The organism is Vreelandella halophila, assembly GCF_009856365.1.
In the GTDB taxonomy this organism is placed as follows: domain Bacteria; phylum Pseudomonadota; class Gammaproteobacteria; order Pseudomonadales; family Oleiphilaceae; genus Halospina; species Halospina utahensis_B.
Genome location: NZ_WMEX01000002.1, coordinates 214328 through 235184, shown reverse-complemented (window position 1 = coordinate 235184; position 20857 = coordinate 214328). Strand labels below are relative to the sequence as shown.

The window sequence follows — 20857 nt, the reverse complement described above, 5'->3', positions numbered from 1 at the left end:
GCGTTACGTCCTGTAACCAGGACATGGCGGTTTGCTTCCCATCCTTACGGGAAGCAGTTATCCGGAGAGTTCCAACTCCCCGGAATCCGGCTCAGGCCTGAACGGGCGTATCCGTCCAGACTGAATTCCTTTTCGATGGATCTGCATCATCAACCGAGAGCTCGATGCTGAACGACCCGTTGTCGATGGACAGCGTCACGGTGCGGGGACTCTGTTCCCGGCCGAGACTTTCCAGAATCCGGGTCGACATCTCGGGCAGCACTTCCTGCTGCAGGATGCGCGGGATATTGCGTGCGCCGGACGTGCTCTCGGTGCAGCGATCCACAATGGCGTCGATGACGTCGTCGCTGTAACTCAATGGCGCCTCGTGATGACGCTGGATGCGGTCGGCGACACGGCCCAGCTGCAGGCGTGCGATCTCGGCCAGTTGTTCCCGGCCCAGCGGGGTGTAAGGCAGCACTGTCGTACGCCCGAGGAACGCTGGCTTGAAGGTGTTCAGCAGCTCATCCCAGATAGCATCCTTCAGGGCGTGGGGCCTGGGCGCCGTCATCTCATCCGCGTACAGGTCGTTGATCATTTCCGAGCCTGCATTGGAGGTCATCAGGATGACCGTGTTGCGGAAGTCCACGTCGCGGCCTTCCCCGTCCCGGAGCATGCCCTTGTCGAAGACCTGATAGAAGACGTCCTGGACGCCGGGGTGCGCCTTCTCCATTTCATCCAGGAGAATGACACTGTAAGGGCGGCGCCGGACCGCCTCGGTCAGGACACCACCCTCGCCATAGCCCACGTAGCCGGGTGGTGAACCCACCAGCTGGGAGACCTTGTGCTCCTCCTTGAACTCGGACATGTTGATCACGGTCATGTTGTCTTCGCTGCCGTAGACCTGCTCCGCCAGCGCCAGGGCGGTCTCGGTCTTGCCTACGCCGCTGGGGCCCACCAGCAGGAAGACGCCCAGCGGCTTGCGCTCATCCGCCAGGTCCGCCCGGGCGATGCGGATGGTCCGGGCAATGTCCTCGATGGCGTGATCCTGGCCCCGTACCCTTTCCCGCAGGTATTCGTCCAGGGAAAGCACACCGGCTATTTCGTCCGCCTGCAGGCGGCCCACGGGGATGCCCGTCCAGTCGGAAATAACCTCGGCGACAAGCGGTTCATCCACCTGCCAGTGCACCATCGGGGCGGCTCGTTCGTTGAGTTCCTGCCGGAGCCGGCTCAGTTCCGTGACCGGTTCATCATCGTCCTCCTCGGCAATACGCCGACCGAGTTCCCGGGCTTCATTGACCTGCTCACACTCGTGGTTCCAGGCCGACTCCAGATCTTCCAGCGTCTGCTCCAGGCGGTGGATCTCAGTGCCGAGCTCGTCCTGGCGTTGCCCATGCTCGACGCCGGCACGGGCCTCGGTGGCCAGCCGGTCCGCTTCCTCCCGGAGACCGCGATGCCGGGCGCGCGCCTGTTCCAGGGCCGTCGGCAGGCTGGCCTGGCTCATGGCGACCCGGGCGCAGGCGGTATCCAGCAGCGCTACCGCCTTGTCCGGCAGCTGGCGGCCGGGCAGGTAGCGGGTCGACAGCCGAACGGTGGCCCCCAGCGCCGCGTCCGTCACGGCGACGTCATGGTGGGCTTCGAGAGTTGGGGCCAGTCCCCGCAGGATCCGCGTCGCGGTCTCCTCGTCCGGTTCATCCACCGGCACCACCTGGAAGCGCCGGGTCAGGGCCGCGTCCTTCTCGAAGTACTTCTTGTACTCGGACCATGTGGTGGCCGCGATGGTGCGCAGTTCGCCCCGCGCCAGTGCCGGCTTCAGGAGATTGGCGGCGTCGTTCTGGCCGGCCTGGTTGCCGGCGCCGATCATATTGTGGGCCTCATCGATGAAGAGGATCACCGGCTCGGTGGCCGCCTTCACCTCATCAATCACGCCTTTCAGCCGGTTCTCGAATTCGCCCTTTACACCCGCTCCGGCCTGGAGCAGCGCGAGATCCAGCGTCAGAAGCCGTGCCCGCGCCAGTGCCTCCGGGACCTCGCCGTCGGCGATGCGCCGCGCCAGACCTTCAACCACAGCGGTCTTGCCCACGCCGGCCTCACCGGTGAGGATCGGGTTGTTCTGGCGCCGCCGGGTCAGGATGTCGATCATCTGGCGGATCTCGTCATCCCGCCCCAGGACCGGGTCAATCCCGCCGGCCCGCGCCTGCGCCGTCAGGTCCACGGTGTACTGGGCCAGGTGCTGCTCACGTCCGGAGGCCGGATGGGTCTGGTTCGCGGGGTTGGCTTCGAGGGTCTCCCGCAGCGTCGCCCATTCACCAAGAAGCGTCTGCGCGTCAAGGCCGTCCAGCTCCTTGGCGTAGCGGGTGGCAAGCGCCGCCATGGCCGGATCCTGGAGCAGACTGTAGAGCAGCGTGGCGCCACGGATGGCGGCTTCCCCGAACTCGATGGAGGTGTCCAGCCAGCACTGGCGCAGCAGGTCCACGAGCCGGGGCGAAAGACTCGGCGTTGCACCATTGCCGGTGCTGAACCCTTCCAGCGCCTGGTCCAGCTGGCCTTCCAGCCGGCCGCTATCCAGCCCGTAATGGTCGAGGATCCCGATAATGTCCGGGTCCCGTTGCGTAAGCAGGGCCCGCAGGAGGTGTTCCACCTCGACGCACTCGTGCGTACGCTGGTGACTCTGGCCCACCGCTGCCTCCATGGCCTGGCGGGTGGACGGGTTCATGCGCTCGACGAGCGCCTTGAGCGTCATTGATGACATGGCGGGTTACTCCTTCCCTGGCCTGAAACCGATCTCCAGGGGCTGCTCCGGATTCCGGAACGCCCCGATGAAACTGTTCTTTCCAATACGGGCGCGGCCATCCAGCCGCGCGCCGGTCACCATGGCCGAACGCGCCCGCACCCGGTAATGCAGGGCCGTCTGTCCGCCCACCAGCTTCCGGCTCAGCCTCTGCATGACCGGGCTGAGAGTGCCACCCGGCAGAAGCGAGCGGAGCTGGGCTTCCTCCTCCGCATGGAAGGTGATCCGCACCCCGTGATCGGCGATCCATACCCGTGTTCCGAGCATGGCCTCCCCGAGCCGGGCATGCTGGCCACGGGGGCGTGACGCATCGGGCAGACGGGTCTGGTCCACGTCGGCCACATCAGCCCACTCGCCCTGCAGCGGCGTGACCGCCACCGGCATACCGCACAGATCCTCGAGGCAGTGCCGGAGCATACTGGCGGACCGTGGGCCACGCGCCAGGGCAGCCCCATAGTGGACGTCCAGATCCGTCTCCGCGCCCGTCATTGCCCCGAGGACGGTGGTGAACGCATCCGCTTCGGTGTGTTCCTGCTGCACAGCCGGCTGGGTCTTCTCCCAGCTGCGGTAGAGCAGGGACAGCAACCGATGGTTGAACATGTCCAGAAAGTCCCGCAGCGCGGGCGAACGGGACCGGACCTGCGCCAGCACCATCTCGGTGTAGTGGGAAGGCAGCGCGCCCCGGGCGCCGGTCAGGCCGAGGCTGTCCACGGTTAGTTCGCCCCGGGTAACCCCCTCTTCCAATTGCTCCTCATGCGCCGCCACCAGGTCCGAGCCCACGAAGCCCATGTGCTGGCTGGTGCGGAAACGGACCAGTTCCTGGCTCGGCCAGCCGTCATGCCCGACACGCCGGTACGGGGAACGACGCTCCGGAATCTGGCGCTGAAGGCGCCATACCGTGCGGAAGAAGTCCTTTTCACCGGCTACTGCTTCCACACTCATAGCAGCGTCTGCTCCCCGGCCCGGGCGGGCCAGACGTGGTAATCCTGGTTCTGGCCACTGAGCCGAACCCGCAGCCGGGTGAAACTGTTCAGCTGGGCAAAGTGGGCGAAGAACCGGTCCAGAACCGCGGCGAACAGATAGATGCTGGTCCCTGCGTAGCTCGGACGCGAGAAGGTGATCACCACGTCACTGCCCCGGCAGACGCCCCGTTGCACGCCAGTTCCGACCCGTGCCACCGAAGGCTTGATGGCGACGTCCTCGATGCCGTCAATCAGGGCCCGGGTTTCCGGTGTCTTGCGGAAGTCGTGAAGCTGGAGCACCGTGCGCAACCGCTCCAGTGCATCCGGCCCGTCGAAATGCGCCAGTGTCAGGTGCTGAACGAACTGCCAGCGACCGGCATTGCCCAACTCGGGGCGAACCGTTTCGGTCGGCGCCACAATCGCCTCTGCCCGCTCCACCCGGGATTCATCCACGGCCCGGAACCGGGGCGACCCACCGCCGAATGGCAGGCTGGCGGGCAGGTTACGATTGCAGCACCGGGCCCTAACGGCGAGTGTCTCATCGCGCGGCAATGACTCCCGGCCCTGCTCCACACAACGATGATCCACCAGGCTCAGCCAGGCCTCAGTTCCCGGTTCATTGCGGCCACCGGCCCATTCCGCCTGTTCACGGTGAAGGTGCCAGTAGACGTTCATCGTGTTCTGCCACTTGGGGTGGCCGCGGCCGTAATAGGGAGCCAGCTCACGCGCCTTTCCGTCACGCAGCAGGTCCACGCGTTCCAGGTCCACCACTTCGCTCACGTCACTGTCGCCGTAGCGGGGTGCGAGGCGGTGGCGGTATTCCCCCTCATCAGAGCGCACCGGCTCAAGCCGATCACTGAACAGGTTTACCACCGGTGTGCACCAGAGCCTCATGTGGTCCGCCACAAACCGCTTTTCCTGTTCCTCGTTCCCTTCGCCCAGATAGAAATACAGGTCCACTTCCCGGGTCTCCGGCCACTGGCCAGCGAGCCCGTCCAGCTGGACGAACAGGAACTTTTCCGGGAACAGGAAATACTCGGTCAGCAGCCGGTACCCGGTGAACCCGCGCTGCCCCCAGGGCACCAGTGCTTCATCGTCGTCAAAACCAACAGGGCGCAGGGCGTCGCCCGGAAAGAAACGGACCTGGCGCTGGTCATCCACCGGCACCATGGCGCAGCCCAGGCCGGTGCGGTGGATGAGGTCGTAGAGTTCATGGCTCTGGTGCGACTGACCGTGCAGGTAGAATCGGAGCCACTGGGGATCAAGGTCCTGGAACGACGTCCGCGCCTGAAGACGAAGCCGGATGATACTGCGGGCCCCCGCCACCCGGGGATGACGCGGGGCCTCGAAGGGGCTGTTCTCGAAGGCGCCCCCGATCACCTCAATCGGCCCCACGGCCTGTTCGCCACGGCCTTCGAAACGGCATTTCGGGTGTTCCCTTGAAACCGTTTCGAAGGCCACGTCCTGTTCCAGCGGCGCAATGGACTTAAGCGCCGGTGCCGGTGTCATCTGCAGGATGCTCATGGACGGGATCGGCGCCTGGTAATCCGGGTACAGTGTGCCCATGAGCACATCCGCCAGCTCCGTGAAGTGGCCGTCCAGACGCTGCCGGATCTGCGCTGAAAGAAAGGCCACACCTTCCAGGAGCCGGGAAACATGCGGATCCTCAACCGACTCCTCGCTCATCCGCAGATGCCCGGCGACACGCGGATAGGCCTCGGCGAACTCGGCGCCCTGGCGCCGGAGATAGGCCAGTTCCCGGTTGTAGTACTGAAGCAGCTCGTCACCCATCACGCGCACTCCCTGAGCGTTACCGAGAGGTTCACCGGTTCCAGTTCCGAATCAAACGCCACGGGCTGCGGTACGGGCTCGACCAGCAGGATGCCCTCGATGCGCAGCCGAAGGTAGCGGTCCATGGGGGTCTCCGTATCCCGCATCACCACGTCGACCCGGGCCAGGCGGGGCTCAAACCGCCGGATCGTCCGCCTGACCTCCTCGCAGAGCCACTGCCGACCGTCCTCGGTGCTGAGTTCCATGACCGTGAAATCCGGCAGGCCGTAGCCCAGCACCGACTGGTCGAGTTCCGACCCGGCCGCCTCGCGCGGCAGCCAGCTGCGCCGGGCGTTCAACAGCCACTCCAGGTCCCGGCGCACGGATTGCCGGATCCGGGCCAGGCTCGGCCGGACCGCGCCGTCCTCCAGCAAGCGGTCGAGCAGACTCAGCTGCAGCCCATTGCGGGCATCAGACGGTTTCATGATCGGCCCCGGCCCGGCTCTGGCGTTCCAGCTCCACCCGACCTTCCAGAGGCACCGCCTCATCGCCGACCAACAGCAGCTTGAGCCCAAGGCCCGTCACAATCCCGGGAGCAGGTTCCACCCAGTCCGTCTCGCGGCCCAGTTTCTGCGCATCCGTTTGGCTGTTTGCATAGGTCAGCGGCAGCAGTACCTCGCCCTGACGCCCACTGGTCAGGGCCACACGGGCCCGTCGCCATACCCATTCCAGCGGGGAGGCCGGTGCCTCGAAGCGGATGCTCTCCAGCTCATCCCACTGCCAGAGGTAGAAATGGCCGTCTGTCCCCAGTGCCTCGAGATAACCGTTGAGGGTGTCGTCACAGTCGCGTACCGGGCCCGCCTGGTCGCCGCATTGGAAATGGACCGTCGAACGGGCCTCCTCCAGCGCCCTGGCGGCCTCGCTGGCCGCGTCCATGCCACCACTGCGGAGTTCCGCGTGGAGCTTGAGAAGCGCTTCCAGGGATTCGCCGGGCGTGGCCACAACGTCATCCGCAAGCTGACCTTCACGCAACGCGAGGCGCGCCTGCTGGGCCCTGAGCAACTGGCGCAGGTTGGCCGCTCCGGCCAGCCAGTCCGGATGATGGCGTGCCAGGTGCTCCAGAACCTGGTCAGCCCGTTCCAGGTCATTGGCAATGCACAGCAGCTCCACGAGGCAGGCACGCCAGTCACTGGCCGAGGGTGCCTCGCGCAGGTGCGCCTGGATGGCTTCGATGGCCGGCGTCAGTTCACCGGTGGACAGGTACTGCCTGATGGGTTCCATATCCCTGTTCCTGTTCGTCCGTGCATTTCCGGGTCCGTCGCCCGGGCATCAGTTCTGTATCGGCGTCAGTTCCGTAATCAGCCGCATGCTGGTCACCAGCTGGTCCAGCTGGAAATGGGGCTGCAAGCGGATCACCGAGTCGTAGCGCCCCGGCTGCCCCGGCCGGGGGCGGACTTTGACGCTGGCACTGCGCAGCGGGAAGCGTGCGCGCATCTCGTCCGAAGCGCCTTCCGTTGCCATGGTGTAGCGGTGCAGCCAGCGCTGGAGTTGGGTCTCGCACTCCTCCGGCGACTGGTAGCCGCCCACGCGATCCCGGCCCATCACCTTCAGGTAGTGGGCAAACCGCGAGACGCAGAGCGTGTAGTGCAGCATGGCGGCCAGCCGTGCGCTGACCTGGGCCTCGCCCTGGTCGTAATGGGCCGGCTCCTGGATCGACGGGACCGAATGCAGCACCAGCATCTCCGTGTTCACCAGCGGCAACAGCGGAATGAAGCCCTGGTCCGCCAGGACCCGTTCCATCCGGTCGCTGATCTGCCATTCCACCGGACTGCGGGTCGGAAAGATCCGCCCCGCCGAGGACAGTGTCTGGACCTCGGGCAGGTTATCCACCGTGCCGTGGGCCACCCGTCCTTCCCGGTATCCCCGGATCTGGGCGAACCAGCCCGAATGACAGAACGCCCGGATTGCCACGGTGCCCACAGCGAAACAGGCCGGCCCCCACAGGTAGTCCCTGTCCGGCGAATCGCCCTTCTCGCGGAACCGGAAGGCTTCCGGTCCCGGCCCCGCGTCCGCATAGGGGCGCCGCATCAGCATGCCGGGCATGGCCAGCCCCAGGAATCGGGCATCCTCGCTGCGCCTCAGCGAGCGCCAGCGCACCAGTTCCGGCTGGTCGAAATGACTCTCCAGATCCATGACGCTTGCCAGCTCGGCGAACCGGTCCACCCCGAAGAAGCTCGGATCCGCGTTCAGGATCAGCGGCGCAAAAGCCGCAGCCGCCACCCGTGCCAGCTCGCCCAGTGTCTCCAGGTTCGCCTGACCACCCTTGACCCGATGGCTCACGCTGTAGGCGCCGAGGAGAAGCCCGAAGGGTTCACCCCCCGGGCTGCCGAACTCCTCGGAATAGAGCCGTGCGAACAGCTGGGACTGGTCGAATTCAATGGCACGGGCGAGATCCCGGCTCAGTTCGCCCCATCCCAGATCCAGCATCCGGATCCGGACCAGTCCTTCGGTATCGTCATGGGCCGCCTGTTCGGTCAACAGCTGAACGCCCCGCCAGTTCGCCTCCAGCGCCTGGAATGCCGCATGATGCAGGATGGCGTTCACCTGCTCGTTGAGACGCGCGTCAAGCTCCTCCAGCGCGCCCACCAGCAGTGCCGTCACCTGATCCCGATCCCAGCGGGTTCCGGGCGCCAGTACCGCAAGGCGTTCCACCAGCCCCGCAACCGTGGTCACCCCGGCCAGCGCTGTTGCCGTCATTCCGGCGTTGAACTCTGCACTACCCATGACACATCCCTGTCACGACTGTGTTACGCGGTGGCCTCAGCCGGCTTCCGGAATCTTCGCCACCATCCGCAGCGAGGTGGACAGTTCCTCCAGCTGCAGCCAGGGCCGGAGCCAGGCGACGGCGTTGTAGGAACCGGGCCGCCCCGGAATCTCGCGCACTTCCACTTTCGCATCCGCCAGCGGATACCGCGCGCGGATGTCCTGGCCGCCGCCCTCGGACCCGTTCACGTAGTTGAGGATCCAGCGGTTGAGCCAGTTCTCCACGTCCTCGGCCTCCATGAAGGAACCGATCTTGTCCCGCGCCATGACCTTCAGGTAGTGCGCGAAGCGCGAGGTCGCCATCAGGTACGGCAGGCGCGCGGAGATCGCCGCGTTGGCGGTGGCGTCCGGGTTATCAAACACCTTCGGCTTCTGGCAGGTCTGGGCCCCGAAGAACACCGCGTAGTCCGTGTTCTTGTAGTGGCACAGCGGCAGGAAGCCGAGTTTGCTCAGTTCCGCCTCGCGCCGATCGGTGATGCCGATTTCGGTCGGGCACTTCAGATCCGGATCGCCGTCATCGCTCTGGAAGACATGGGTCGGCAGGCCCTCGACCTTACCGCCACCCTCGGCGCCCCGGATGGCGGTGCAGAAGCCATATTTCGCGAACGCCTGGGTCAGGCGGGTGCCCATGACGTAGGCCGCGTTCATCCAGCAGTAGTCGTTGTGGTCGGCCGCCACGGACATGCCGGAATCCGCATCCATGTCGAATTCCTCAAAGTTGAAGGCCTCCACCGGCTGGGTCGCGGAACCGTAGGGCAGACGCGCCAGTACCCGGGGCATGGTCAGGGTCACGAACCGGGAATCGTCGCTCTCGCGGAAGGAGCGCCACTTGGTGTACTCCACGGATTCGAACACCTTCTCGAGGTCCCGGGGCTTGGTCAGCTCAGTCCAGTCATCGAATCCGAAGAGTCCCGGACCGGAAGAGGCAATGAACGGACAGAAGCCGGAAGCCGCCACATTGGACATCAGGCTCAGGGTCTCCATGTCCGTGGGGTGGTTGCTGAACTCATAGTCGCCGATCAGCGCGCCATAGGGCTCGCCGCCCGGGGTTCCGAATTCGGATTCGTAGATCTTCTTGAAGGTCTGGCTCTGGTCGAACTCCACGGCCTTGGAAAGATCCTTGTGCAGTTCCTTCTTGCTCACGTTGAGTACCCGGATCTTGAGGCTGGAGCTGGTCTCCGAGTTCATCACCAGGTGCTGGAGCCCACGCCAGGAGCCTTCCAGCTTCTGGAACTCCTCGTTATGCATGACCTCGGAGAGCTGGCTCGAGATCGCCTCGTCGATGGCGGCAATGGCCTGGTTAAAGGTGACATTCAGGTTCTTGTTCCAGGTCACCGTGCCTTTCATGGCCTCGTCGGTGAGGGTGCGGATCAGCTCCCGCGCACGGTCGCTTTCCGTCTGCTTGGTGGCCCCAATGGCCTGGTCCAGGAGGCTCAGGCTTTCGCCTTCTCCGGTGACTGCTTCCTGGGTCTGCTCTTCAGCACTCATTCCGAATCCTCCCCTTCCCTGGTTCCCAGTTCGCTGTTCAGGCTGTTCAGGTCCTCGGAGTTGCTGAGAACCCGCTCCAGCAGTTCCTCGAGCTCCTCCGAGCGATCCACCTTGGTCATCAGGTCCCGCAGCTTGTTACGGGTTTCCATGAGCTCGCGCAGCGGCTCCACCTGGTTCACGATGGCCTCGGGTTCGAAGTCCTCCATGCGGTTGAACTCAAGCTCCACCGCCATCTGCGAGTCATCATCGGAGAGCTTGTTGTCCACCTTCATCGCGAGTTTCGGGCTCATGCGACGCATGACGTCGTCGAAGTTGTCCCGGTCAATCTGGATGAAGCGGCGGTCCTTGAGCGGCTTCAGATCGGTGTTGTTGTTACCCGAGAAGTCCCCCATGACGCCGACCACGAAGGGCAGCTCTTTCTTGACCATGGCGCCTTCAGTTTCGACGTCGTACGTGATGTGGACCCGCGGTTTGCGGACTCGTGAAAGTTTGTCGTGGACGCTTTCCATGTCGGTATCTCCTTGTCGTCCTTCTGGAATGTCAGCCCGACCTAGTCAGGCCCAATACGGCGTTCAGCCCCCCGCGTCCTGCAACGGTACCCCGGTCATCCTGGCGAAGCCGTCTCGGACGTTCTTGTCCTCTATCAACTCCTGCATCAGTTCCGGCAACGGCAGCTCGCTCCAGCGCACGGCCTGATCAATGGCGTAGGAAACAGGGGAATGGGGCTCAGTCTGGCGGAAGAAAGCGGCGAGTTCCCGCAACTGCTCCAACGCCCGCGCGCGACTGTCGATGGCAACCCGCACGGGGTCCTGTACCGATGTGGCGTGATCACGCCCGGCCTCCGCGTCCGGCATCGGCGCACCGTCATCACCCGTTTCAGAAGCCGCGACAGCCCACGCGCGCTCGAGACGCTCCCCGGCATAATGGGTAAAGATGCTCCGGCAGCGTTCCAGCGCGGAACGGATGTGGCTGGTGGGCTGCGGCTCACCTTCCATAACCCGGTCCATGGCCTCGCTCAGGGCAGTAAAGGCGGAGCATGCCCGCTCAATGGCGTCGGACAGCGCCTGCAGATCGCTCAGGGGCGTCTCCCGAACGGCCCTCGCCACATCCTCCTCCGAGGGCACGCCCGATGCGATCCGTTGCTGAGCTTTCTGTTCATCCAGGCGCGTCATCTCGGCCGCCTGCTCCAGCTGCCAGGCGGCGATCCACCCGGAGTCCGGATGTGCCAGCACCGGGGCCTCCAGAATCGGCTGTATCAGGGTGCCTTCAGCATCCCCGCCGTTGAGCCCAACCAGCGGTGCCATCCGTGTGGTCATGCCCTCTTCATCGGGCAGGGGGTGCAGCTGATCCCAGTGCTGTTCCAGCATGCGACGGGCGAGATCAAACCCGTGGGCCAGGCCCTCAAAGCCATGCTCCCGGCAAAGGGCCTCAACGTACCAGGCGACCAGCTCCAGGTCCTTGCTGCGCTCAGCCAGGAGCGCCGGAATACGCTCCGCCAGTTCCCGCCACTGGGTGGGGTCGCCCGTCTCGCCATCGATCTGGCGTTGACGTTCAAGAGCGCGGGCCTGACTGCGCAGGTCTTTCAGATGGAAATAGGGGGCGTCCGGGGCATCATCCTCACGGGTGTCATCACCGCAGGGATGGGCCTCGGAAATCGGTTTCAGGAGTGCTTCGAAGTCGAAGAGAGGTGTTGCTGTGTCGTCCATAACCTGCACACACATTATCCCTGTGTCGTCTTTTGCGGCACCCGCACCGGAATTGTTGCATCCGGATCCCGCTCTTCCCTGATTGCGCGTGAATGGTAACCGCTCATTTCGGCTTTGACCAGAAGGCAGGTAATATTATCGCTGCATTTGTTAACCAGTGCCGAATACAGGATGGCATCGCTCGCATCCTGCAGGCTGCTGTTGGCCAGAAAACCATGAAGCTCCTGGTCTTCAAACTCGTCACTGACCCCGTCGCTGCAAAGCATGAACAGATCCCCGGGGCGCGCCTGCCCCTCGGCCCGCTCCAGCTCGACACGCGGTTCAACACCGAGGGCCCGTGTCACCACGTGCGCCATGGGATGACCGCGGGCATTATCGGGGCTGAGCATACCCGCCCGGATCAGGTCATTGACCTGGCTGTGGTCCCTGGAGAGCTGCTCAAGATGCTGTGACCGCAGACGGTAACAGCGGCTGTCCCCAGCCCAGAGCACACGATACCGGCCATCGCGGATCTGCAGAGCGACCAGTGTGGCACCGAGTGTCCCGCCACCGAGCGCCTGGGCACCATAGTCGCGCACCGCCTCATTGGCGGCCTGAAGGGATTGTTCCAGGCGCTCAATGTCATAGGCGGCTGCTCCGTGGTACGCCAGATCGCGGCCGACGGTATCGCAGATGATGCGACTGGCCACATCCCCCGCACTGTGACCGCCCATCCCGTCCACGACCAGCCAGAGTCCGGCTTCGGGCCAGGCCCGCCAGGCGTCTTCGTTGTGTTCCCGGGTTCCTCCCTGGTGGGTGAACCCAACCGAGCTCAGTTCCATCACCTACTCCGCCACCACACCCTGTCGCCAGCCATGGTCACGCCACTGGCCGGCGATCATGGCCGCGAACTGACCCACCTGTGGCAGGCCCTCGGTCAGGAGCATGGCCGGCTCCACGAACGCGGAACCCTGGCTCCACCAGAGCATGGGGTTGCGTCCGGCTTCGAGCATGGCCGCGAGCCAGTCCGCCTCCCCGCATTCCGCCGTCATCATCAGATTGCCCTCGCCTTCCGGCCACCGGAGCCGCCTCACGCTCGGCTCCGGGGCACTGATGCCTGCGAGCACCCGGGCCCATTCCGTCTCAGCCCAGTTATCCTCGAGCACCGCCAGCACCGATTCCTCCATTGCACTGAACCATTCAGGCTGACGCCAGGCGTCGATAAGCGCTCCCTCGTGGACACCAGCCACAAGAAACGGAAAGTGGCGCCCGACCCGGTCCACCGAGGGGATCAGGGTTCCGATCATGCCGGTTTCCGCCACCGCCCCTGGAGCGGCGGCGAAGTGCCATATCGGGCAGGTGAGGTAGGCGTCCAGCCACCGCTCACCCAACTGTTCACGGCTGACCGCGAGTGCCGCCTGACACCATTCGAACCAGCGCTCGCGAAGCTCACCAGGCAAGCCCTGTATGATGAAGTCCCCGCGGCTGGGCACCTTGCCCATGTAACCCCATTCCATGATCGGTCTCCTAGAGCGTGGATGGCAGCCAGAACGGCTTGAACAGGCTTCGACTGAACGGATGGCGGACCGAGTCGGCGGTCAGCTCCAACTGGGCGTGGTAGCCCTCCATCTCGATGGTCACATCACGGCTCCGGCCATTGCCGTTCAGGGCACCGGCAGACTGGAGCAGACGGAACACGGACCAGTCCCCCTGATAACGCCTGCGCAGCGGGTCGACTGTGTCATCAGCGGGTTTCAGGGACAGGCCAGCCACGCTGCCATCCGCCTGCAGCGGCCACCGGAAATCCTGGCTGCGTTCCGGACCGTGCCGATAGACGAGGGACTGCTCTCCCAACCCCACGTCCAGGCGGGTAACCTCCGCATCCAACTGGGTAGGACGCAGACTGAACCCGACCTTGAGGCCGCCGCCATCGGGATCAAAGAAGGCGCTGCGAATGCGTTCGGCGTGCTCCAGAAGTCTGAGGGTGCGCGGCTGGATCTCGAGCTCGCCGGTCACCTCCCAGGGAGAACCCGAGCGATCAATCCGGCCGGCCAGGTGCTCTTCGACAAAGGCGTCCAGAGTCCCGCCGTAATCGAAGAAACGGATGAAGTCCTGAAGCGCGATCGACTCCGAGGCATCCAGATCAATGGGATACTGAGCGGAAATGGCCTCGCGATATTCCTGATAGACCTCCGTCTGCCACAGCTCATTGAGATCCCGGGTCCGGGAGGCCCGATCAAGCCGCCGACCGTCCTGGAGGAACCCGCGGAACAGGGCGGCCAGAACATCCGACTCGGTTCCGTCCACGGTTTCATGGAGCGCGGATACCGCCTTGCGGAAATCAGCCCTGGCTGGTCCCGCATCCCCCTGCCCGAGATAGTCCGCAATAGTATCGGCGCTGTCGCGCAACGACTGGTAGGCATCCGAAGACACCTTGTGCAGGTCGCTGAAAGCATTGTCCACGGGCGTGGAAGGGGCTTCACCGTCATCACCGGCCTCCGGCATCAGACTGCTCAGACGCGGACCCCAGTTGCTGGCCCGGTCCGCCATGCGACCGGCCTGCTCAGAGGCGGCATCTGCCAGTTCACCCCCTTTCCCCTTGAGAACGGGTGCAAGCCGGGTATTGTGGGCCACCGCCTTCATCAGCCGCTCGACGGGCGCCTCCGGTCCCGCGAGGTCCGATGCGATGCGGGCACCCGCCGCTTTGTCCTCAAACGAGCGGATCCTCAGATCCATCAGAAGGTCCCGCCAGCGGTACACGTAGTCCCTGAAATAACGATCCCGAACGCCCTGTTTCAGGGCGGCCTCGTCGAGGTTGCGGAAGGGCGCGCTGTCCTCGCCATAAACCCAGGATTCCGCCAGCAGGCGCTCCGCGACCCGCTCCAGTTCAGGCCGGAAGAGCCCCTCAAACCCATTGCGGGTATAGAGCGCCGGAATGGCTTCATCCAGTGGCTTGCCCGAACGGCGCTCAAATACCCGATCCACGACCGACCCCAGAACCAGCGGTAACCGGAAATCCGGGAAACTTGATGCACGGGCACTCAGCCGTATCCGCTCATAGGCCCGTTCATCCACAGGCAGGCGGGCCAGTTGTTCCCTGGCTTTTTGCACCCGCCCAGCATCCAACGGCAGCCTGTGGCCCAGAGCGAGATAACGTTCCAGGTGTTCCTGAAGACGGGAACGGGTGCCCTCATTGATCCGGCCTGAAAGCTTCCGGTTCAGCCGGGTTTTAAACCATTCACGTATCTGTTCCGGATCGAGATGCTTGTGACGATTCAGCATCAGGTAGGTCTTGAGGGTCTCGTACAGATACTCGGTATTGTTCGAATGGTTCGCAAGCGCCTTTTCCAGAGCGTTCTTGAGATGAGCACTGAAATGATGCTGCAGCAACCGGCCATAGGCCCCCTCCCCCAGCTGACTGAGCCTCTCACCCTGATCAAGCCCGACATACCGGGGACCACCTTCGGGGAAGTCACTGCCGGCCACACCGGGCAGGGAGGCAGCCTGTGAGAGCAGCTGTTCCAGGCGAACCCAGTCCTCCGCCCCCTCTTCGCTGGCTTTGGCCACCTCGTCCAGCCCGTGCTCATAGGTGGCGATCAGCTCCTTGTTCCACTGGTAACTGAACGCCCAGGCCACGCCGGTACCCGACAGCACCAGGGCCAGTCCCGCGATGACACCCCGCTGGAGCCAGCGCAGGCGCCAGCGAAGCTGACCGTCCGGGCGAACCAGGCCATGCTCGGAGAACACGATGCTGTCGAACAGACGACGGAGGAAAAAGCCCTGCTGCGAGGCGGTTACCGGCTCCGGTTCCACGCGGGATGGTGTGAGCCCGAACTCATCATCAACCAGCTGCGACACCCGGTCATACCCCTGCCCAGCCTGTTCCGCGGAGACCAGGTAGACCCCGCGCAGCAGTGCGGTGTCCTCATAGGCGGAAGGGCAGAAAACCTCGTTGATCAACGTCCACACCGGGGCACGCAGAAGCGCGACCTGTTTGGGGAAGTGATAGAGACGACGGGTCGCCTCAGTGGTGCGCTCCTGCTGGACCCGGTGGAGGGCGAAATGGCTCAGGCGCTCTATCAGCCTATCAAATGCCTCTTCGAACCGGGTAGCCAGAGCATCACTGTCGGTAACCGGGTCCAGCTCGAAGGTCATGCCCAGAACCTCTTCGCGCTCGGACTCCGTCAGCATGCCGAAGGTTTCCGTGAAACCCTCGAGCAGGTCCGTCTTGGTCAGGACCATATAGACCGGAAAGACCACACCCAGACGGTTCTTGAGTTCCTGGACCCGCTGCTTAAGCGCGCGGGCGTGGAGCGCCCGCTCGGTGGGCGTCTGTTCCAGAAGGTCGGCCACGCTGACCGAGAGAATGACCCCGTTGATCGGCTGGCGGGGGCGGTAGCGGCGAAGCAGCCCCAGAAACGACTCCCAGCCTCTGGCGTCCCGCCGGTCCGCGCTTTCCTGGGCGGTGTAACGCCCGGCGGTATCAATCACAACGGCGCGGTTCGTGAACCACCAGTCACAGTTTCGCGTGCCTCCGACACCCCGGACTGATTCCACGCCCATACGGTCCCGCAACGGGAAATCCAGCCCGGAATTGAGCAGGGCAGTGGATTTGCCGGAGCCAGGCACACCGATCAGGATGTACCAGGGCAGGTCGTACACTGAACGGAAACGCCCGGGGCGCCACCGCCGCACCAGTGCCAGGGCCTCCCGCAGCCGCTCGCGCTGCTCACCGACTTCTTCCTGCAGCTGGTCGTCGCCTTCATTGTCAGCGATCATCTCGCTGACCACCTTTTCGTTGTCCGCCCGCTGCCGGCGTGCGCGCCAGAGTGCAACCCCGAGCGCAGCAACCACCAGGGCCAACAGAAACACCAGCCGCGCAGCGACTGACGCCAACGGCGTCCAGCCCGCAATGGCCACCAGCGGCCCACCGAACCAGACCAGCAGAACAAGCGCCACCACCGCCAGGCCGATCAGAAAGCCCCGCAACGTGATCCACTTGCCGATAGAACGCATCCATGCCATCAAGCGCATACTTACCTACCTTGGTGTCAGGGTGATCACCACCCGTCGATTCCCTGCCCGGTCCTCGGGCGAATCATTACTGAACCTGGGTTCCGCCGCGCCCCGACCTTCGGGCCATAGCCGCCCCTCCAGCGACGCCCGCTCGCCCATAAAGTCCGAGACAGCCGTGGCGCGGGCCAGCGACAGGTGCCAGTTGGACGGGTACTGATCGCTGTTGATCGGGACATCGTCGGTATGACCCGTGACCTGGATCAGGCTTTCCGTACCCTCCAGGGTGCGGGCAATCTTGCCCAGCAACGGCTTACTGGATTCGCGGATGGCGGCGGAACCGGGCGCAAACAGCCCTTCATTGCCAAGAATCAGGCTGGCACTGTTGCCCTCTGACTCCAGCTGAACAAGGCCCCGTTCCATCTCGGTCCCCAACACCTGCCGCAGATACTCAGTATCCGGCCCCTTTCCCTGGGACTCACCGGGCGCCGGTGCCTCGGGAACGCCGATACCGGCAAGCTGCTCCACAACCGGTTGCGCGTGCTGCCCCAGGACATGGCTCAGCCCCAGATAGGTGATCAGCAGCACACCACCGGCAATGGCTCCCAGTGACCAGAGCGGTACCCGGTGAACCGGATTGGTCCCGGTAAAAACGCGTTTCTCCCATTCGGTGTCAAAGGGCTGACCCTGGGCCTCATTCTCACGGGTGATTTCCCGGTACAGACCATTGCGCAGGACTTCCAGCTGTTCCGAACCACGCTCTTCCACCCGGAACCGACCCCGAAACCCCAGGGCCAGGCACAGGTACTGGAGGCGTAGCAGTGGCGGGTTGCCCTCGCGCCTCGCCCGGTCCACACGCTCGAAGAAATGCGTCCCTGCCCAGGTCTGGGAATGGAACTCCGAGAGCAGCGAACTGGCCGCCCAGTCGCTGGCCTGCCCCCAGTCACTGTGCAGCACCAGCTCATCGATCAGCGCACACAGGCAGTAGGACGCGGTATCCACCGTGTCCGGCGTGACATCATGGCCGGCAAGCGCCTGCTGGTACTCGGCAACCAGCCCCGTGCACTGGCGTTTGAGTGCGGCCACATCCGCCACACCGGAGGCCCGCCCCAGCCGGTCAGCCAGCGACAGAAGGCGGGAAGCTTCATCGCAGACGGGATCCAGCCGGGTTGAAGGCAGGCGCAGGTCGGAGGATTCCGGCGCGGGCCTGGGAGCCGCCACCCGGGTTCCGTCCCCGTCACCGCCCGGCTGGGGTTGGCTCCTTGCCCCGGGGCGGGGTTTTACAACGGTCTGATCCGTCATGACCCTGTTTCCTCAATCCGTGACTAGCGGCGTATGGCCCAGAGTTCCAGTTCCAGGCCCGGATAATTACCGGAGACGTGCACCGCCAGGCCACCACTGTGCTGCAGCTGGCGCCAGCGCTCACCGCCACTCTCCAGCATGAAATAGTGATAGCCCGCGTGGTACGGGATCTGGCGTGGCGCCACCGGCAGAGCACTGACGGGAATACCGGGGAGATGGCTGTTCACCAGTTCGCGGATATGCTCCACGGGCCCGAGCTTGATCTGGGCAGGCAGACGCCGCCGCACTTCCTCCGTGCTGAGGTCCGTGCGAACCGCCAATACCAACTGGGCGCTTTCCAGAAGCGACTTGTCGTTCAGCGGCGCGACCCGGATGCCGTAATCCGCCTCCTCGAGCTTGAGCGCCACCGCGGTCTCTTCCAGCACGGTGCTCAGGGACTGGCTGAGCACCGCCCCCAGATCACCAAAGGTCTCAGTGAGGGATTCATGATGGTAGCGCGGCAGTTCCGGGGGCCGTTTTTCGTTGCGGGTGAAGGTCGAGAGCTCTCCCGCCAGGGTAACCAGCGTGCGGTAGAGTTCCTCCGGATGAACACCGGGGCTTTCGGCACAGTGCTCCAGTGCGGGCTGCCAGCGGTTCAGGGTCTGCAGCATCATGATGTCGAAAAGGGTCTTTGACTGCTGGTTACCCTTCTGCATGCGACCAGCCAGCGCATCGCCTCGCTGGCGGATCATGGCGAGGGTTTCATTGAGCAGCGAAGTGAGCGCTGGTATGCGACCAACGTCCAGACAGGGCGGAATGAAGTGGCGGTCCAGGCGAACCTCTTTCTCGTTGGCCACTTCAATGATCCGGGCCACGGGAATCGCCACATAGCCTGCCATGTCTTCACGCCCCAGCCGCAGGCACGGGTTGAGGCGGGCGAGCCCCACCGTTTCCGGCTCATGCTCGGCAAGCGCCTCATCGGTGAGGGCGGCATCCCTGATTACAAAGCGGGCGACCGCCCCCTCGCCCTCTCCGGCGATGTTGGTGCCACTCTGGCGCTCGCTCGGCAGCGCCAGGTAAACCACCTCATCGCGGGCGTCCGCGGGCACCTCAAGGACCAGCCCGGCGTTGTCATCCAGACTGAAGGGCATCCCGTCCGGGAACACCCCGCTGGCGCTGACCACACCCAGCTGCCCCAGGTTCAGTTGCTGCTCATCCAGGCTCAGTTCGCTCACACCGTACCCATACGGCGCCATGTGAAAGTGGCGGAGCCGGGCCGCGTGGTAGAGAAAGCGATCCTGCTGCTGGAAGTGCTGGGGCCGGAGGAGCATGCCCTCCGACCAGGCCACCCTGGCCATTGCATCCGTCATGGTTACTCCGTTCAGTCGTCCCTGTCCCTGATCTCGACTCCGTCCACCCGTAGATCAATCCCGGGTACGAAGAAGATCCCGTCCGTTGGCCGGGTCACGCGCCAGCGGGCATCGTCAATATTGCGAAAAGCGGCGGTTACGCCCAGATATCGGGTTCCCTCCTGAAGCGCCCTCTCGGTTTGCCAGCTCCCACCCGGGCGCAGCATGGTTTCCTCCATCCCCACCAGGTCCTCGCCAAGAGCAGCCTCCGGATCGTCATGCAGAGCATCAAACCCTGCATCCCGGAAGGCGTCCCGGCTCCTGAGCTCATAGACACGAAGCAGCACTGGGGAGGGCCGCTCTCCGGAATCCGGATTGACCGACTCCCCGGCTGTCACACGCACATCCGCCACTGGATGAAAAAAGGCGCATCCACCCAGCATCAGGACCATCGCCAGAATCAAGCCTGAACGCATTATCGATTCCCTTCCGCTTCCTGTTCCCGAATAGCGGCCTCGTAGGCCTCGGCAAACACCGGGCTACGCATCATGCGCTCGGTGTCACCCCATTCCTCGCGTTGCCAGTCACGCCTGGCCATCAGCTCCCCATAGGCCCGGGCACGGCTTACCAGGTCCCATTTCGGCGGGCGTGTCGCGGCGGGCCCCTCGGTCCCGTCCGCCAGCAGTTCCCCGACCACGGCCTCGACGCCCCTGAGCATGGCCCGGTCATGCCCCCGTATGTCGGAGAACGCATCCTCAACCGCGCGCTGTGACGGCATGAAGGCTGCACTGCGACGCACAAGCAACGCCTCAACAGCATCCTCGGGGCTTGCGGAGAACTTCAGGGGATTGTTTTCGCGGCGCTCGAAGAGGGTCTGCTCGACGCGCAGGGACTGTTTCTCACGGGCACGCTGACGCAGCAGCGTCATCAGTTGATCCAGCAGAAGCCGGGTCAGTCCACCCAGCTCCCGCTGAACTTCGTCGGAAAGCGTCTGTTCCGCCATGGACTCCATTCCCAGCGCCTCGAGGAAAGGGCGGAGGTCACCCTGGGGCTCATCGCTTTCGCGGCCGTCGCTCTGCGGGGCAGTGGCACCGTCCTGCCACTGCCAGTCCGAGGGGATTGAAACATCGGGCAGCGTGACATGACTGTCCATGGGGTCTGAGGCGTCTTCGAGATCCGCCATCGGGTTGGAAATGGAGGCGCTGTCCGGAGCCGGTGTCGGTACCGATTCCGGCACGGGGCTTGCCACCGCTGCTGGTTCCGGGGCTACAGCCGGGCGCTCAACCGCCACGCTGATCTCATAATCCCCGAGGGTCATGCAGTCCCCGTCACTCAGGGCGGTCTCCCCGTCCTGACCCAGCGGACTTTCCGAATGATTGAGGAACAGACCGTTGGTGGAGCAGTCGCGCAGGTGAAAGGCTCCGTCACGGAAGACAATTTCCCCGTGAACGGACGACACGACGCGTTCAGGATCCGGCAGGTGCCAGTCGCAGTCTTCGGAACGCCCGAAGGTGTACCGTCGCTCAGCGCCAAAGCGGCACTGGCTGGTAACGGTCGGCGAGAGTCGCTGGTAGCTCGTTATGGCAAGTGCCAATTCCATTGGCCCCTCCTGTCCCTGGACCCGGTTCCCCGGGGTCATCCTGATGTTCTTCCCTGCGTCCGCCCCTGATCGTCTGCTGCCGTTCAGCATTCAGGCACGATTACGATGCGAACAGC

General features: G+C 64.5%; 16 protein-coding genes. All 16 read right to left on the bottom strand.

The features are described from left to right. Positions 1 to 91: 91 nt before the first annotated feature. Positions 92 to 2731 carry a type VI secretion system ATPase TssH gene (tssH, locus tag GLW01_RS04415; RefSeq protein WP_160898253.1) on the bottom strand — a complete coding sequence of 880 codons (2640 nt, stop codon included), beginning with the start codon at positions 2729 to 2731 and terminating at the stop codon, positions 92 to 94. 6 nt (positions 2732 to 2737) lie between these two features. Further along, positions 2738 to 3712 carry a type VI secretion system baseplate subunit TssG gene (tssG, locus tag GLW01_RS04410; RefSeq protein WP_160898252.1) on the bottom strand — a complete coding sequence of 325 codons (975 nt, stop codon included), beginning with the start codon at positions 3710 to 3712 and terminating at the stop codon, positions 2738 to 2740. After that, the gene (gene tssF, locus GLW01_RS04405) at positions 3709 to 5523 is read right to left on the bottom strand and encodes a type VI secretion system baseplate subunit TssF (protein ID WP_160898251.1); all 1815 of its coding nucleotides are present in this window, start codon (positions 5521 to 5523) and stop codon (positions 3709 to 3711) included. The genes tssG and tssF overlap by 4 nt, the downstream gene beginning before the upstream one ends. Beyond that, the gene (gene tssE / locus GLW01_RS04400) at positions 5523 to 5987 is read right to left on the bottom strand and encodes a type VI secretion system baseplate subunit TssE (RefSeq protein WP_151440059.1); all 465 of its coding nucleotides are present in this window, start codon (positions 5985 to 5987) and stop codon (positions 5523 to 5525) included. The genes tssF and tssE overlap by 1 nt, the downstream gene beginning before the upstream one ends. Continuing rightward, positions 5974 to 6783: a type VI secretion system accessory protein TagJ gene (locus GLW01_RS04395; RefSeq protein ID WP_160898250.1), complete on the bottom strand. Its 810-nt coding sequence runs from the start codon at positions 6781 to 6783 to the stop codon at positions 5974 to 5976. Before GLW01_RS04395 ends, tssE begins: the two co-directional genes overlap by 14 nt. Positions 6784 to 6831: 48 nt before the next feature. Beyond that, the gene (gene tssC, locus GLW01_RS04390) at positions 6832 to 8286 is read right to left on the bottom strand and encodes a type VI secretion system contractile sheath large subunit (RefSeq protein WP_160898249.1); all 1455 of its coding nucleotides are present in this window, start codon (positions 8284 to 8286) and stop codon (positions 6832 to 6834) included. 36 nt (positions 8287 to 8322) lie between these two features. Then, positions 8323 to 9813 carry a type VI secretion system contractile sheath large subunit gene (gene tssC / locus GLW01_RS04385; protein ID WP_160898248.1) on the bottom strand — a complete coding sequence of 497 codons (1491 nt, stop codon included), beginning with the start codon at positions 9811 to 9813 and terminating at the stop codon, positions 8323 to 8325. Then, positions 9810 to 10322 carry a type VI secretion system contractile sheath small subunit gene (tssB, locus tag GLW01_RS04380; RefSeq protein ID WP_151440063.1) on the bottom strand — a complete coding sequence of 171 codons (513 nt, stop codon included), beginning with the start codon at positions 10320 to 10322 and terminating at the stop codon, positions 9810 to 9812. Before tssB ends, tssC (GLW01_RS04385) begins: the two co-directional genes overlap by 4 nt. 63 nt (positions 10323 to 10385) lie before the next feature. Then, the gene (tssA, locus tag GLW01_RS04375; protein WP_160898247.1) at positions 10386 to 11519 is read right to left on the bottom strand and encodes a type VI secretion system protein TssA; all 1134 of its coding nucleotides are present in this window, start codon (positions 11517 to 11519) and stop codon (positions 10386 to 10388) included. Positions 11520 to 11533: 14 nt separating this feature from the next. Continuing rightward, entirely contained in the window at positions 11534 to 12340 is an 807-nt protein-coding gene (locus GLW01_RS04370; RefSeq protein WP_160898246.1) for a PP2C family protein-serine/threonine phosphatase, read from the bottom strand. Between the two features lie 3 nt (positions 12341 to 12343). Beyond that, positions 12344 to 13015, bottom strand: coding sequence for a type VI secretion system-associated protein TagF (tagF, locus tag GLW01_RS04365; RefSeq protein ID WP_160898245.1), 672 nt, complete (start codon positions 13013 to 13015; stop codon positions 12344 to 12346). A 10-nt stretch (positions 13016 to 13025) separates the two neighbouring features. Beyond that, on the bottom strand, positions 13026 to 16523 hold the full coding sequence (gene tssM, locus GLW01_RS04360; RefSeq protein WP_160898244.1) for a type VI secretion system membrane subunit TssM: 3498 nt from the start codon (positions 16521 to 16523) through the stop codon (positions 13026 to 13028). A gap of 15 nt (positions 16524 to 16538) precedes the next feature. Continuing rightward, a complete protein-coding gene (gene icmH / locus GLW01_RS04355) occupies positions 16539 to 17813 on the bottom strand; it encodes a type IVB secretion system protein IcmH/DotU (protein ID WP_160898243.1) in 1275 nt (424 codons plus the stop codon). Between the two features lie 23 nt (positions 17814 to 17836). Further along, positions 17837 to 19162 carry a type VI secretion system baseplate subunit TssK gene (gene tssK, locus GLW01_RS04350; RefSeq protein ID WP_151440069.1) on the bottom strand — a complete coding sequence of 442 codons (1326 nt, stop codon included), beginning with the start codon at positions 19160 to 19162 and terminating at the stop codon, positions 17837 to 17839. 11 nt (positions 19163 to 19173) lie between these two features. Next, positions 19174 to 19617 (bottom strand): type VI secretion system lipoprotein TssJ, encoded by a 444-nt coding sequence (gene tssJ, locus GLW01_RS04345; RefSeq protein ID WP_151440070.1) that lies wholly within the window; start codon positions 19615 to 19617, stop codon positions 19174 to 19176. Continuing rightward, positions 19617 to 20741 carry a type VI secretion system-associated FHA domain protein TagH gene (tagH, locus tag GLW01_RS04340; RefSeq protein WP_160898242.1) on the bottom strand — a complete coding sequence of 375 codons (1125 nt, stop codon included), beginning with the start codon at positions 20739 to 20741 and terminating at the stop codon, positions 19617 to 19619. Before tagH ends, tssJ begins: the two co-directional genes overlap by 1 nt. Positions 20742 to 20857 lie beyond the last annotated feature (116 nt).

Bases quoted from the DNA above. Each gene is read 5' to 3' on its own strand.
- tssH (WP_160898253.1), bottom strand. From the start codon at position 2,731: ATGTCATCAATGACGCTCAAGGCGCTCGTCGAGCGCATGAACCCGTCC.
- tssG (WP_160898252.1), bottom strand. From the start codon at position 3,712: ATGAGTGTGGAAGCAGTAGCCGGTGAAAAGGACTTCTTCCGCACGGTA.
- tssF (WP_160898251.1), bottom strand. From the start codon at position 5,523: ATGGGTGACGAGCTGCTTCAGTACTACAACCGGGAACTGGCCTATCTC.
- tssE (WP_151440059.1), bottom strand. From the start codon at position 5,987: ATGAAACCGTCTGATGCCCGCAATGGGCTGCAGCTGAGTCTGCTCGAC.
- GLW01_RS04395 (WP_160898250.1), bottom strand. From the start codon at position 6,783: ATGGAACCCATCAGGCAGTACCTGTCCACCGGTGAACTGACGCCGGCC.
- tssC (WP_160898249.1), bottom strand. From the start codon at position 8,286: ATGGGTAGTGCAGAGTTCAACGCCGGAATGACGGCAACAGCGCTGGCC.
- tssC (WP_160898248.1), bottom strand. From the start codon at position 9,813: ATGAGTGCTGAAGAGCAGACCCAGGAAGCAGTCACCGGAGAAGGCGAA.
- tssB (WP_151440063.1), bottom strand. From the start codon at position 10,322: ATGGAAAGCGTCCACGACAAACTTTCACGAGTCCGCAAACCGCGGGTC.
- tssA (WP_160898247.1), bottom strand. From the start codon at position 11,519: ATGGACGACACAGCAACACCTCTCTTCGACTTCGAAGCACTCCTGAAA.
- GLW01_RS04370 (WP_160898246.1), bottom strand. From the start codon at position 12,340: ATGGAACTGAGCTCGGTTGGGTTCACCCACCAGGGAGGAACCCGGGAA.
- tagF (WP_160898245.1), bottom strand. From the start codon at position 13,015: ATGGAATGGGGTTACATGGGCAAGGTGCCCAGCCGCGGGGACTTCATC.
- tssM (WP_160898244.1), bottom strand. From the start codon at position 16,523: ATGGCATGGATGCGTTCTATCGGCAAGTGGATCACGTTGCGGGGCTTT.
- icmH (WP_160898243.1), bottom strand. From the start codon at position 17,813: ATGACGGATCAGACCGTTGTAAAACCCCGCCCCGGGGCAAGGAGCCAA.
- tssK (WP_151440069.1), bottom strand. From the start codon at position 19,162: ATGACGGATGCAATGGCCAGGGTGGCCTGGTCGGAGGGCATGCTCCTC.
- tssJ (WP_151440070.1), bottom strand. From the start codon at position 19,617: ATGCGTTCAGGCTTGATTCTGGCGATGGTCCTGATGCTGGGTGGATGC.
- tagH (WP_160898242.1), bottom strand. From the start codon at position 20,741: ATGGAATTGGCACTTGCCATAACGAGCTACCAGCGACTCTCGCCGACC.